This is a genomic window from Desulfatiglans sp. (assembly GCA_012513605.1).
In the GTDB taxonomy this organism is placed as follows: domain Bacteria; phylum Desulfobacterota; class DSM-4660; order Desulfatiglandales; family HGW-15; genus JAAZBV01.
The window spans coordinates 65,708-79,378 of the sequence record JAAZBV010000017.1 but is presented as its reverse complement, the minus strand read 5'-3'; the positions used below and the strand labels follow the sequence as shown (position 1 = coordinate 79,378).

Here is a 13,671-nt window from a genome sequence, read left to right as displayed (position 1 = left end):
TATGAAAAAGTTTGACCTGTTCAAATAAAAATGACAGAAAGATATTAATCTATAGATCAACCAGGGGGGCATAGATGGCCTTAAGAGACCTGCTGGCAGAGGCACAGGGAAGATCCGAATTCGTAATCACTGTTGTAGCGGATGTGCGCGGTTTTTCCTCCTTCAGCAAACACCATGAATCCACCGATATCGGCATGTTCATCAAAAGATTTTATATGAGGCTCATAGATGACTACTTTAAGGATGCCGGATTTTTCAAGACAAAGGGTGACGGTGTTTTAATGACCTTTCCTTATTCAGAGGCAAACTTAAAGGAAAGGGCCAATTATGTTATAAACAGCTGTCTCCAGTGCCTGGTAGAGTTCCCCGAGATATGCGCAGGTGACCCCATGATCAATTTCAAAACCCCTGAAAATATAGGATTCGGAATTGCAAGGGGCACTGCCTGCTGCCTATACGCTGGTGATGAGATCATAGATTACTCCGGGCATCTTTTAAACCTGGCATCTCGCCTCATGGATATGGCAAGGCCAAGCGGTATTGTTATAGACGGGAACTTCATGAATGAGATAATCCCCGAGGAACTAAGGCCATCGTTTAAAAAAACGGATGTCTACATACGCAGCATTTCAGAGGATAAGCCCTTTGGCATCTTTTACCTTGAGGATTATGTGAGGATATCAGAGGCCTTTTTAACGCCCATGTCCGAAGAAAAGTGGCATACAATATACAAGACCTTAAAGATGCAGGAGATGGCAGGATTTGGCAATTTCAGCATACACCTGCCTATTGAGCCCAAACCAGGGACAGAGATCAAGGTTGCCATGATCTACCCTAAAATGGTAAAAAAAAGGGCAGTAAGGGGGTATCGCACACACCGCGTTTTCAAGGATTTTGAATATCACAATGAGGCGCAAGAATCAAAAATAACCCTTGACCTGAAGGGTTCCTATACCTACCTGACAAGGATCGGACTTAAAAAGGTTACCCCTGTTCAGTTCAAGATCCAGTATGTCCCGGTAAGGCCGGTAAGTTGAGAAGATTACTGCTTCACGTACCCTGTCATCTTTTTAAGGATATCTTTGACCATGGTTTCAGTGAAGGGCTTTCTCAATATATCATTTATACCAGCCTTGTATGCCTCTTCATAATCCTTGCTTTCATCCTGGGTTGTAACCATTACTATAGGCATACGCTCCCTGCTGAAGATTTTTCGTATCTCTTTAGTGAGCTCAACACCCGATATATCAGGCATATTAAGGTCTGTCAGGATGATATCCGGTTTTTCCTTTTTCACTGATTCTATTGCCCTTGCCGGGAACTCAAACAGGAGCGAATCGCACCCCAGGTTATGGAGCACAGATCTGTATATATTAAGGACCATTCTTGAATCATCCACAGCAAACACCTTGAGCTTGCCCTTGGCCCTCTTTTCCTTTTCAGAGGCGATCTTCTCTGCCAGCTCATCATACCCTGAATCCTTTAGAAGCCTGTAGAAACCGGCCTTTACATCAGGGTGTGCCTTTTTTATCAGATACTGTATTGCAGGGTTTTTAAAGGCATCGTCCTCTATGAGGTCTATGAAGATATTTTCACACTGTGCATCAATTATCGTCGTTATGATATTGAGCGCATGCACATCACCTGACCTGATCATATTTTTAATACCGCCCGAGAGTACGGTATTGTAGTTACGTTCTATGGCCCTTGCTGCTGCTGACCTTACATTATCCACCTTGTCCTCAAGGCCTGAAGCAAGAGTAAAGGCACCCTTATCAAGCGGAAGCCTGCCCAGCGCCTCGTAAGCGGCAAACCGAACATTAGGGTCATCAGGATGAGAAAAAAGAAGCTTCCTGATCGGTGGTATGGCTGAACTGTCCCCAAGGTCTCCAAGCACATTAAGTGAATGGATTATAATGTCCTTATCCTTCTGGGAAAGGTTTTTAATCATATACCTTACGCTCATGGAGCCTATCTCAACGAGCTTTTTCTTTGCAGCGGTTCTCAGGTGGACAAACTCCGAGCTCAATATATCATTAAGCCTTTCATACGCCTCATTGATCTGCAGCCCTGCTATCGTATCAAGTATAAGCATGTCAAGATCGGTCTCCCCGCCAAGCCTGTCATAAAGCTTGTTTACTGCGGCCCCGTTTCCGATCTGCCCCAATGCATTTACGGAACAGATAACAAGATCCCTTGAGTTAGAGTAAAGAAACTCGCTTATGGCCTCCACTGCCAAAGGTTCCCCGAGCATGCCTAAGGATGTAACAGCAGCGCTTATTAGAATCGGATCATTCTCCTGTTGAAGTATATTGAGGAGAATCTCGGCTGCATTATTAAGCTGGATCTCGCCGGCTGTCTCAATAAGTATCATCCTGGATATAGTGTCTCCCCTGCCGGACAGTAGCTCCAGAAGCACATCAGGGTTGTCCAGTATCTTTGAGACCATTGTCTCCTTTATCTGGGGAAAGGTATCCACAATGGCCATATTATTGCCAATAACACCGGCAAGCAGGGGTATGCATAATTGATCTTCTGCGCGGCTGACCTCAAATAGAGCCTTTTTCTGTGTTTCCAGCCCGACACTGTCAAGCTCAGCAAGAACAAGTCTGGCCTTTATAATATCCTTATGCTCTATATCATATCGGATTTCATCAAGAAGATGCTGTTCGTTAATCTTACCCATAAAAATATCCCTGTAACCTGATTAAAGCCATTTGCAGTGCATCTCTCATTTGCTCATATCCATGTGTGTAACAAAACACAATTAAGGTTTATTCCGATATCTTTTTAACCGATTCAATAATCTGCGCCATTATCCTGTTAATATCAGCTTCGTTAATGCCTACAAATCCAAGGGCCTTTTCATCCATAACATAAAAGGTGCTGTCAATGCCAATACCCAGGCCTGTCATCATTGCTATTGCATCTGCAACATGAATGATATAGGCGAGCATATTATCATGTGATTTTGTCGGATTGTGATGATATCTTATTGCAATCGTGAGTGCCTTTGGGATGTTCCATGCCCCGCATACCTCAAAGGCTGCCTCTGAGTGATCCAGTTCAAGTATGGATTTTTCCGCATCAAGAAATGTAGCCCCCTCTTCCCCCATAAAGGCCTCAATAAGCTGCCACCGCTCGGCAATATATTTATCCAGTATAAGCTTGCCTGCATCATGTATCAGGCCTGCGGTAAATGCATCATTTGCGAGCGCGGGCTGTTTAAGCTCAGCTAGCATCTTGGCGCCAAAGGCAACTGCAAGTGAATGCTTCCATAAGGCCCCTGCATCAAGGCCGTACCCCTCCAGGCTTTTAGATAAAAGACTTGCGGTGCCGCCCATGGTAATCAACTCCCCGAGGGTCTTTTGGCCAAGGACAACAGAGGCATGCTGGATAGAGGATACCCTGCCGCCAAGCCCGTAATAGGGTGAATTGGCAAGTTTAAGCACCTTTGTAGCAATTGCCTGGTCAGTCTCAAATATCCTGGCCAGTGACTTAAAGTCAGAGTTGGGGTCTGCCATGATCTCCCTTGCCTTGATAACAGTCTGGGGCATTGGGGGAAGATCTTTCACACTTCGCAATATCTTCTTCTTAAGTGCCTCACCCTTCAGAAAGTCCTGCTGACTGGCATCTGTTCCGGCGGAGCCTGATTCATCCGGGGCACTCAGATCCAGTTCAATAATCCCCTTGCATCTCGGACAGGGAAAGGCAATCTTTTTCCCCTTTGGCAGTCTTTCATCAGGTAAATTAAACTGCACCTTGCATGATGAACATTCAACCTTCATATCTTTCTCCGACTGTACCCTTTCTGTTAGATCAAAAAAGGTCTTGATAAACAATACATCATACAAATACTTAGCAGGAATTGTGCCAAAGGTATAATGGGCTTTAACATGCCTGTATTACAGGATTCCCAATAAAACCGGGCTGTTTTTAAGTCCAATAAAATGGCCTGATGTCATAAAAATGGCGGTAAATTTTCCTCCTTGCGCCTTGAGCCCTGGACCTTGCAACCAACCCCAGACAGCTCTTCACCATGTGGCTGCGCAAACCGTTTTTGGATAAATATGAACATATATAAAAAGTTATTAATATTTAGATTTAATTATATATTTTATTTTTTATAAGCTAAAAAATATTTGACTAATATTATTATTTATATATAATTATATCTAATTTAATACCAATATCTTCAATTTGTTATAAAGTCAAAAGGGGGGCAATATGTACGAACATGCACTGAAAAACAATCCTTTTGAAATATCTATCCTGGATTTTAACAGGGAGCTTGATCAGTACTATTGTGTAGAGGTCCCGGTAAGGGTGGGGCTGATATATCAATTCAGGATATGGCAGGTAAACAGGAACTCAATGTCTATCCTGGTCAGGGGAAGATCAAGGTTTCTCTCCTACATAAAGATCAACAATAAATACAATATGAAATACTACTCAACAGATGATCTATATCCATACCAGGAACTTGTAACAGTGATAAAGGGCATCACACCACAGGAGGGTCGCTTTTTAAGGGGTCACTCTCTTGTAGAATTTGAGATAGTCGAGGAGGCGGAAGAGGCAAAGATCAGGGGTCTTGCAATGGATTAAAACAGGGTGAGTTTATTCCTTCAAAAATAGCCTGTGGTATTCTTCTTTGCTTAAGTGTTTTGCAAGAAGCCCTGAGACAAGGTCAAAAAGGGCCTCCATTTCATCATCTGTCATCCTGCAAGTAACAAGCCCGATAAGCTCATCATCTGAAAATTTCTGCATGTAACAGGCAAGGGTATTCTCATTGGTTTTGCGGTCATAGCCGTACCCCACCAACCCGTCGTATGATTCAATAAAATCATGGCTGTGCATCTTCATCATGGTATCCTTCTACCCTGCAGCCCTTACCTTGATAAGCTGAGCCACTACGCTTACCGCTATCTCTTCAGGGGTCTCAGCCCCTATCTCTTCACCTATTGGAGAATATACCCTGTCAATTTCTTCACGTGTAAAGCCTTCAGCAAAAAGATTATCAAATGTGATTTTCACCTTTCTTTTGCTCCCTATCATGCCAATATATTTTGCCGGGGTTGAAAGGGCCTGTTCAAGAACAGTCTTATCATGGGAATGGCCGCGGGTTACAATAACAAGATAGGATGATTCGTTTATCGGCAGCCTCTCCATTACATTTTCAAACGGGCAGGTGATAACCTCCTTTGCATATGGGAAGTTTTGAGCCATTGAAAACTCTTCACGGTCATCTATTACCACCACGGAAAACCCCACAAGATCTGCTATCGGGCCTATCTGTTTTGATACATGCCCACCGCCAAAGATATAGAGAACTGGTTCAGAAATAACAGGTTCAATCAGCACATCTATAGTGCTGCCATCATTGCCCTTAAAACCCATCACCTGAGGAACCCTCTTTGCTATCATCTCCTTCATATTTAACTGTATAATCTCTTCTGCCCCATCTATGCTGTTTAAAGAGCCTGCCTTTTTACCATCAGCCTTCATAAACATCCTGGGTGCAAGGCCTTTTTTCCACATGCCCGGATCAAGGACAGTGGCTGTCAGGGCTGAACCGCCCCTTTTGTTTAGTTCATGGATCTCCCTGATAATATTTTGATAATCCGGGCTCCCAGGGAATACCGGCTCAACAAAAATCCTTGCATTGCCGCCACATATCATCTCATTTGCATCCACATCCTCTCCCTGCATCCTGTAAAGCAGCATGACAGGGGTAAGGGATGCAAAGACCCCTTCACCTGCGTCAAGCACCGCTTTCTCCAGCTTGCCTCCTCCGATGGTGCCCACAAATGAGCCGTCCTTGAGCATGAGCATCTTTGTACCCGGCCCCCTTGGTGAAGAGCCTGACTGTGTCACTATTGTTGCAAGCACGCAAAGGGTGTTTTTTTCAATCAGTTCCGATAATTTATTATATATATCTCTCATATCTTCTTTCTTAAAATCCTGTTATCGCCAACACGTACGGTCAACTGTTCATGGTCAAAATATTCTATCAGCGGTATGCTGTACTTCCTTGATGTACCGGTCATATCCTTAAACTGGGTGGGGTTTATCTCGTTGTTTTTCTTTAAGAATGCGATAAGCCTTTCCTTAAGCTCATCAATAGCCTTTTTGTGAAAATAGAGATCTTCCTTAACCTTTATAAGGATACCTTCCTTCAGGAGTATCCCGAGTATGTCAGAGCCCTTTGCACCCGGGAATTCGCTGTTGACCTCCTTGAAGTATGGAGGCTGCAATTTTGCCCTGAGATAGATACCCTCTATGCGTTCCCTGATCTCCTTCTGGTCGTTTGCCAGTGTCACCCTGTGATCATTCAGGCGAAGAAGCTCATTCTCTATAACAACAGCGCCAAGCCCGCTCTGCTGGGCAACAATAAAATTAAAAAGCCTGGGATTGGTTGTACCTTCTGTCCTTGACCTCAACTCCTCTTTTAATATGCCTGCCTTGAGTGGGTTACGCTCATGGTATTCAGACAGTATGGTCAGAAAATCCTTTGTCGCATCCCCGAGAAACTCTTCATGTATAAAAAGACCGCTTTCTTTACTATACTGGATGATCCTTTTCTGGGCAGATAATACCTTTAGCGCCTCATCCACCTTTTTTTTCCCGAGATTTGCCAGGAACTGGATCTCCTTTGCATCCTTGCCTGTATAGCGGCCCATTTTCACAAACTGCTCTATCTGAACAAGGGGATCGCCGCTGTTTAAGAGTTCAAGATCAGCAAGCACCCCCTCTGAAAACCGCTTCTTTTTAAGGGGAAGAGGGTTAAGGACCCTGCCTCCGCCTATTGTCCTTACAGGCGAATAGCTCCTTATAATATACCTGTCACCCCTCAGAACAGTAACAGGTTCATCAAGCCTGATCTGGGCAAAACATCTCTCACCCTGGTTTAATACATCCCTGTCAAGCAGTATGACCGTTGAGATAATCTCCGCTGTGCCCGCATGAAAGCGCGCCTTTGCCCTGTTTTTGAGTGGCCTGGGTGATGATGCCAAAAGATCGAGCTCCACATCGATCATAAATGTGGGCTTCAGGGTATCCTTTGCAGCAAGGATATTGCCCCTCTCTATCTGCGCCTTTTCCATGCCCTGTATATTAATGGCGGTCCTTAATCCTGCACTCACATTTTCTGCATCTTTATTGTGCACCTGTATGCCGCGTATCCTGCTGGTTAGCTCCTGTGGATAGATGGTCACCTCATCACCCACACTGATACTCCCTGATGCTGTGGTGCCGGTTACAACCGTGCCGAAACCCTTCATGGTAAAGACACGGTCAACTGGGAGCCTGAAAAAATTGCCGCTGTTTCTCTCAGGTATCCCGGCGACCATCCTGTCGATCGTCTGAATAAGCGACTCTATACCAAGACCTGTAACTGAGGAGACCTCCAGTATGGGGGCATTTTCAAGAAAGGTGCCCTTCAGATACTGTGTAACATCCTCCCTTACTAGCCCTGCCCACTCATCATCAACCATGTCGCGCTTTGTAAGGACTACAAGACCGTGCTTAACAGAAAGGAGCTGGCATATCTCAAGGTGTTCCTTTGTCTGGGGCATTATACCCTCGTCAGCGGCTATTACCATTGCAACAAGATCAACCCCTGTGGCGCCTGCCACCATGTGTTTTACAAACCTTTCATGCCCCGGCACATCAACAATGCCCAGGAGCTGCCCGCTGGGAAGCATGAGATGGGCAAACCCCAGCTCTATTGTTATCCCCCTGGCCTTCTCCTCCTTGAGGCGGTCTGTATCAATATTTGTAATGGCCCTGATAAGGGAGGTCTTTCCGTGATCAATATGGCCGGCAGTTCCAAGTATTACCTGCTTCATTTAATTACCTTTCAGGATAAAAGCATTCAGATATCAGGCCCGTTCATTGCCTGCCTTCATTGATAAACTGTTTTTAACGATCCTGTCAATCTCAAACAGTATTAAGGTAGATTTGCACAATAATAAAAAGTGCCTATAATTGTAAAATATTAAAACAGTCTGAATAGAGAGAATAATAACTAAAACAAAAAAGGAGTATGATATGGAATTAAAGGCATATTTTGAGGGGGTAAAGGGCACCGGGGTTATTGCGACTGCTGACAGCAAGGGTAAGGTTAACATGGCAATATATTCAAAACCCCATTTTATGGATAATGGTGAAATTGCCTTTATCATGACAGACAAACTTACCCATTACAATATTGAGCAAAATGCCAGCGCTGCCTATCTGTTTAAGGAAGAGGGTGAGGGGCATAAGGGGAAAAGACTCTACCTCACAAAACTGAGGGAGGAAAAGGACAGCCAACTCATTAACGCTATCAGGAGCAGGAAACACCACTCAGGCACTGATGATGATAAATCAAGGTTTATTGTATTTTTCAGGGTGGATAAGGAGCTGCCGCTGATTGGAGAGGGTAATTAAGAACCCTGATTTTTCACCTGGAGCCTGGCCACATATCCTGTGGTGTTCCTGATATAATTGCAGATATTATAGATCAGGTTTTTAAATGTCCTTGAAAGCTTATCATATTCCTTTTGTATCTCAATGGGGTCCATCTTTTCTGTTTTAAGCCCCTTTGATGGTATTATTATGGCGGAATTGGGTTCATGCCCGAAATCAACAAAGGGGATATTGCCGATTACATCGTTTGCCTCAAGACTGAACATGATATCCCTGCCTTCCGGGTTCTTAATATCTACAACTGCCGTGCCTTCTGTTATCCTGTACAGCCCGTCACCTGCCTCAAAGACCTTGCCGGTTGATACCAGCTTAAGCATCTCTTTATCATCTTTTTCTTCTGAAAAAATCTCTATTGCCCTGATGTTCAGTTTACGCAGCCTCTGATCAAGGCTTAAGAGAAGACGCCTGAATTCCGGCGATAGCTTTGAATATTCGTTGTAAAAGGGTTCAACATCAAGCAGGCAGAGTCTGAGATCAGCCTCAGCAGTAACAGAGGCATTCCTTTCGTAATCGCCATAAAGTAATGCCCTGATAGTGCCGATAAAACAGCCTTCGCCAAGCCTGGCAAGCAAAAGCGGGCCTTTAGGGGTATCCCTTGTCACCCTTACAACACCTTCATATACTGTCCATATCCATTTACCATGCTTTCCTTCTCTGACAATGGGCTGGCCCTTTTTATAAAAATCCTCCCTCTCAACATAGAGGTAATCGGTAAGGGGGCCTTTAAGTACCGGCATGCCGGAGCTGTCAGGTTTGTCTCCAGCATGTATGGCAAGGCTGCTGCTGTGGCCAACCTTTTTAATCTTTTCATTATCAAGCAGCTTTAATGCCTCAAGGACTATGTCCATCCTGCCCTTTGTTATGGTGACCTCAAGAGGGCTGACATCCTCTTCATAAAATAGATACTCACCCTCCTGCCATCCGAACATGCCGTACAGTGCCTTTGGCCCCTTTAATGAGCCATATACCGCATTTATGGGGTTACCCTTTGAAAAATGGATGATACCCGGATGAGGGGTATATTTTGAAGTAAGTTTCAATACCCCTGTGGAATTATTGCTGCCAAGGATCTGGAATATCTCAGGTAGTGTGACAAAGTTCAGGCTGCCTGATAGAGCTATCCTGTTATTCATATGTATATCCCTCTTTTTTATAATAGTTTTGAGTGTATATAATTTTATGCAAAAAGGGTGCCCTGTACCCTGGATTATAAAAGTTATCCTAAGTAATTGATATTACGATTGCTTATTATTTTAAATTTTACCCTCAACAGACAAAAGAGCGTCAGGGATATATGTTATTGCCATAATTCCCATATTTCTGTATTTAAAAGGCTGCATTTGAGGGCCGGAAATTTGACACGACCCATATATTAAACCGGCAGGGGAAAGGCAGAGATGATTATCAAGACATCAAATGAGATCATGAAGATGCGTGATGCAGGGTTGATCTTATGGGATGTGCATCAGACAGCAAAAATTGTTGTCAGAGATGGCGTTACCACAGGAGAGATAGATAAAGCCGTGGAAAAAAGGATCTCAGAGCTTGGCGCCCTGCCCCTTTTCAAGGGTGTGCCAGGTAAGGTGCCTTTTCCCGCCTGCGCATGCATATCAGTAAATGAAGAGGTGGTTCACGGCATACCATCAGGCCGGAAAATCAGGTCAGGCGATATTGTGAGCATCGACATAGGGGTAAAATACAATGGTTTTTGCGCTGATTCTGCCGTTACGATACCTGTGGGAGATGTACCCGATTCAAAAATGGCACTGCTTAAGGTGACTGAGGATTCTCTTCGCATGGCAATATCCATGATAAAACCGTGTGTGAACTGGAATACCATTGCTGATGTGATACAGAAAAAGATTGAGTCAGAAGGTTATTCTATTGTAAGGGAGCTTGTGGGGCATGGCATAGGCCGTGAGATGTGGGAAGATCCACAGATACCCAATTATTTAGTCAGAAAAGAGCGCTCATTTACATTAAAGAAAGGGGCAACCCTTGCGATTGAACCCATGGTGAATATGGGTAAAAAGGAGATAAAGGTATTAAAGGACCACTGGACCATCATCGCAAAGGATGGAAAGCCAAGCGCCCATTTTGAACATACAGTGGCTGTAACTGAAAATGGCCCTTTTGTGCTCACATGCGGTCCGGCTGGTGAAGGATGGGCCATGCCTGATAATGCTGTATTTAAGATATAAAAACAGCTAGTCAAGGTTTATCAATTCAGGGTAGATACCCCTGTCATTTATAATAATCCTGCCCATTGAAACAGGTTTTGTGAATCTTCTCGGGCCAGTGCTCCCTGGGTTCATGTATATTACATTACCCCTTTTATAAAGCTCCGGCGTATGAGTGTGGCCAAAGATAACCGCATCAACACATGCTGCAGCAGGGTCAATGTCTATGCTGTCACGGTTATGAGCAAGGTAGAAATATCTCTCCCCTATAACCGCAATATCCGTGACCGGCATTGTTTCTGCCCATGAGCCATGATCAACATTTCCCCTTACCACATGGATGGGTGCAATTTTTTTAAGGGCTAAAAGCACCTCCTGCGAGCCCACATCACCTGCATGTATGATCGCATTGCATCCATTGAGTATCCTAAGAGCCTCCGCTCTTAACAGCCCGTGGGTATCTGAGATGACACCTATTATTAAAGACATTTAATACACCTTACACATGTTTTATTTTTAAAAGCGGCATTCAAGCATTACAGGGGAATACAGTCAATGCAATAAAATAGAACATTGTTCTCTTGACCTGATGGGGCAAAATGTTATTATCCCGCTTTAAATTTAAAAAAAAGAGGAACTTGACAATGAAATTCAAACTGCCTGCGGCTGTTGTTACCTTTTTAAATGGATGGATATTTTCACTGCTGGTTGCAATCCTGATTGCCACATCTATAAAATCCTCCCTTGCAGACTGGAACACGGTACCGACCGGGTCAATGAAGCCCACAATCATTGAGGGTGACAGGATTTTTGTAAACAAACTTGCATATGACCTTAAGGTGCCATATACCACCACTCACCTGGCAGAATGGGGGAACCCTGAGCGAGGAGAGATTGTTGTCTTTTATTCACCTGAAGATGGTAAGAGACTTGTAAAAAGGGTGGTAGGAGTACCTGGTGACACCATCTCCATGCAGGATTCAAAGCTTTACATAAACGGGAAACCCCTTAGCTATAGATACCCTGAAGAGACAGATTTTTATAATTTCCTTGTGAAAGACCAATACAAAGAAGCTACAATAATTGAAGATCTGAATAACAGGATACACCCAGTGCTGATACTGTCTCACCCGGAGGTGCTGAGCTCCTTTGAGACTAAGACCGTGCCTGAAGGAAAATATTTCATGATGGGTGATAACAGATACAACAGCGCAGACTCACGCTATTTCGGGTTTGTAGACAGAAAGCTGATAGTGGGCAGGGCAACAGCAATAGTCATATCCCTGGATATAAACAACATGTACAAACCAAGGTTTGAAAGGTTTTTTGAACGTCTGCCTTAAACGCAGTTCGGGTTATTAAACGATCTGTATTTATAGCTTAAAAGTACTTTTCCAGAAATTGTGCAGGGGAAATAACAATACACCCCTTTCTTAACTGTACTGGAAAATGTTTTATATTTCCTGTTATAAGCGGCACACCTTCAGTAATTGCCATTTCAATAAATGGCATATCACCTTCATCAGGCATATCCTTTATAACCACATTACTTGAGGAATAATATGAATTTTTTGAGAGATAATCTATTATATCTTCTCTATCAGACTCACTGAAGTATTTTAAAAAATAATCCCTATTTAAAACATCAATATATTCTGCAATAATTCTGTCATCGACAACAAGCTGTAATATATCCGTCTTTAGAAAATCAACTATCTTGCCTGGTGGGCCGAAGGGGTTAAGCATTCCAGATATAAGTACATTAGTGTCAAGAGCAATTTTCATCTTTTCACTCGGTTTTTTCTGCTTTCAGCGATAAGGGCATTTATTTCTTCATCCCCAATTTTTGTCTTCATAGCCTTTTTTCTTCCGCTCGTAATGGCCTTTGAAAACATTGCCCTTCTAATTTCTCTTAGAGAATCCTCCAGGCTGTCGGCTGTTATGCCTACCATAAGGGCAAATGGCTGACCATCTTTTGTCAGGATTAATTCCCTCTCCTTTTCAAGTTTTTCCCTAAGAGACTTGGAGTTCTTGAGATCTTTAACTGCTATATAGTTCATAATAATCTCCTGTAATTCATTTTATAATGGCCTTATAATATCTAAATAAGGAGATCATGTAAACCTGTTTATTATGATGTTCATATTATCGTGATTCTAACGATCTGAGGAACACCCGTTTTTACTTCAGGTTAAGGCCTGCAAAGGCCGGGTTAATTACACTGTTTACCAGGGGACTTGGAACATACCAATACATCGTTTAAAACGAAAAGGCTTAACCACTATGAACATGAAGATCACTGGAAATAATATAAAAACCACTCCGTGTCCTCTGTGCTCTCCGTGGTGAATGGTATTTTTGGTTTTCTATGTCTCTAAATACAATCTTCAGGATCAATGTCAAGAATAAGGGCAACAGCCTTTTTTATCCGCCCGATATCATCAACCGATATTTCACCAATCCTCTCTGAAAATCGGTTGTGGCTTATGGCCCTTATCTGAAAACAATCTATCGCTGACCTCTTTTGCAAACCATTAACAGGGGTTGGTTCAAGGGCTGCAAAGAATGGATTATTATCCCATGAACGATTCCATCCGGTGATGGGGACAACTATAGCGAGTTTGAGATTTTTACTATGACCCGGATTCAAGACAACTACAGGCCTTCTTTTCTTTATCTCATCCCCCAATGCGGGATCAAGATTAACCCAGTATATTTCACCTGTTTTCAAAGTCTTCTCCATCAAGCGAATCGAAAAGATTCTCATAGGCACCTTCACCTATTGCTTCCATTGCCTTTTCCCTTTTGATTTCCCTGAGTCTTTTTTGATCTGCCTTTATTTTTTCTTTAACAGCCTGCCGGATATATTCACTAAGACTTTTATAATTAAGTTGTTTATGAGTCCCCTTTATGAATTCATAATCTTCACTGTCAATTTGCAGCTTTGTTTGAGTAGGCATTTTTTACCTCCTGTTATTAGGGTAAATATTTATACCAATATTTACCCCTAATATCAAGA

The 13,671-nt window shown here is 43.1% G+C and carries 16 protein-coding genes; 5 read left to right on the top strand and 11 right to left on the bottom strand.

Going from position 1 to position 13,671, the window contains the following annotated elements; translation table 11 throughout:
• Nucleotides 1-74: 74 nt before the first annotated feature.
• Nucleotides 75-1,037, top strand: coding sequence for a hypothetical protein (locus GX654_02210; protein ID NLD35661.1), 963 nt, complete (start codon nt 75-77; stop codon nt 1,035-1,037).
• Nucleotides 1,038-1,042: 5 nt separating this feature from the next.
• Here the strand turns inward: GX654_02210 and GX654_02205 are convergent, their stop codons facing one another.
• A complete protein-coding gene (locus GX654_02205) occupies nt 1,043-2,686 on the bottom strand; it encodes a response regulator (GenBank protein ID NLD35660.1) in 1,644 nt (547 codons plus the stop codon).
• An 88-nt stretch (nt 2,687-2,774) separates the two neighbouring features.
• Nucleotides 2,775-3,788, bottom strand: a complete 1,014-nt coding sequence (locus GX654_02200) for an HDOD domain-containing protein (protein NLD35659.1) — start codon at nt 3,786-3,788, stop codon at nt 2,775-2,777.
• Nucleotides 3,789-4,227: 439 nt separating this feature from the next.
• On the opposite strand from GX654_02200, the gene GX654_02195 reads away from it, so the two are divergent.
• Nucleotides 4,228-4,608, top strand: coding sequence for a hypothetical protein (locus GX654_02195; protein ID NLD35658.1), 381 nt, complete (start codon nt 4,228-4,230; stop codon nt 4,606-4,608).
• 12 nt (nt 4,609-4,620) lie between these two features.
• On the opposite strand, the gene GX654_02190 is transcribed toward GX654_02195, so the two are convergent.
• From GX654_02190 to selB, 3 genes are read right to left on the bottom strand one after another with little or no spacing between them, the layout of a single operon-like run.
• Nucleotides 4,621-4,866 (bottom strand): cytoplasmic protein, encoded by a 246-nt coding sequence (locus GX654_02190; protein ID NLD35657.1) that lies wholly within the window; start codon nt 4,864-4,866, stop codon nt 4,621-4,623.
• Nucleotides 4,867-4,878: 12 nt separating this feature from the next.
• The gene (locus tag GX654_02185; protein NLD35656.1) at nt 4,879-5,946 is read right to left on the bottom strand and encodes an XdhC family protein; all 1,068 of its coding nucleotides are present in this window, start codon (nt 5,944-5,946) and stop codon (nt 4,879-4,881) included.
• A complete protein-coding gene (gene selB / locus GX654_02180; protein NLD35655.1) occupies nt 5,943-7,850 on the bottom strand; it encodes a selenocysteine-specific translation elongation factor in 1,908 nt (635 codons plus the stop codon). The genes GX654_02185 and selB overlap by 4 nt, the downstream gene beginning before the upstream one ends.
• 202 nt (nt 7,851-8,052) lie before the next feature.
• Between selB and GX654_02175 the strand changes: the two genes are divergently transcribed.
• The gene (locus GX654_02175) at nt 8,053-8,433 is read left to right on the top strand and encodes a pyridoxamine 5'-phosphate oxidase family protein (GenBank protein ID NLD35654.1); all 381 of its coding nucleotides are present in this window, start codon (nt 8,053-8,055) and stop codon (nt 8,431-8,433) included.
• Here the strand turns inward: GX654_02175 and GX654_02170 are convergent.
• Nucleotides 8,430-9,605 (bottom strand): cyclic nucleotide-binding domain-containing protein, encoded by a 1,176-nt coding sequence (locus GX654_02170; protein NLD35653.1) that lies wholly within the window; start codon nt 9,603-9,605, stop codon nt 8,430-8,432. The two genes, GX654_02175 and GX654_02170, sit on opposite strands and share 4 nt — an antisense overlap.
• A gap of 264 nt (nt 9,606-9,869) precedes the next feature.
• Here GX654_02170 and map point away from each other — a divergent pair, with 264 nt between their 5' ends.
• Nucleotides 9,870-10,673 carry a type I methionyl aminopeptidase gene (gene map, locus GX654_02165; protein ID NLD35652.1) on the top strand — a complete coding sequence of 268 codons (804 nt, stop codon included), beginning with the start codon at nt 9,870-9,872 and terminating at the stop codon, nt 10,671-10,673.
• A gap of 6 nt (nt 10,674-10,679) precedes the next feature.
• Here map and GX654_02160 read toward each other — a convergent pair whose 3' ends face one another.
• Nucleotides 10,680-11,141: a metallophosphoesterase family protein gene (locus GX654_02160; GenBank protein NLD35651.1), complete on the bottom strand. Its 462-nt coding sequence runs from the start codon at nt 11,139-11,141 to the stop codon at nt 10,680-10,682.
• A 155-nt stretch (nt 11,142-11,296) separates the two neighbouring features.
• On the opposite strand from GX654_02160, the gene lepB reads away from it, so the two are divergent.
• On the top strand, nt 11,297-11,995 hold the full coding sequence (gene lepB, locus GX654_02155) for a signal peptidase I (protein NLD35650.1): 699 nt from the start codon (nt 11,297-11,299) through the stop codon (nt 11,993-11,995).
• 37 nt (nt 11,996-12,032) lie between these two features.
• Here lepB and GX654_02150 read toward each other — a convergent pair whose 3' ends face one another.
• The 4 genes from GX654_02150 to GX654_02135 form a co-directional block, all read right to left on the bottom strand.
• Nucleotides 12,033-12,437, bottom strand: coding sequence for a putative toxin-antitoxin system toxin component, PIN family (locus GX654_02150; GenBank protein NLD35649.1), 405 nt, complete (start codon nt 12,435-12,437; stop codon nt 12,033-12,035).
• Nucleotides 12,434-12,712 (bottom strand): hypothetical protein, encoded by a 279-nt coding sequence (locus tag GX654_02145; protein NLD35648.1) that lies wholly within the window; start codon nt 12,710-12,712, stop codon nt 12,434-12,436. The genes GX654_02150 and GX654_02145 overlap by 4 nt, the downstream gene beginning before the upstream one ends.
• A gap of 314 nt (nt 12,713-13,026) precedes the next feature.
• Nucleotides 13,027-13,383 (bottom strand): type II toxin-antitoxin system PemK/MazF family toxin, encoded by a 357-nt coding sequence (locus tag GX654_02140; GenBank protein NLD35647.1) that lies wholly within the window; start codon nt 13,381-13,383, stop codon nt 13,027-13,029.
• A complete protein-coding gene (locus GX654_02135; protein ID NLD35646.1) occupies nt 13,370-13,612 on the bottom strand; it encodes a crotonobetainyl-CoA--carnitine CoA-transferase in 243 nt (80 codons plus the stop codon). Before GX654_02135 ends, GX654_02140 begins: the two co-directional genes overlap by 14 nt.
• Nucleotides 13,613-13,671: the final 59 nt, after the last annotated feature.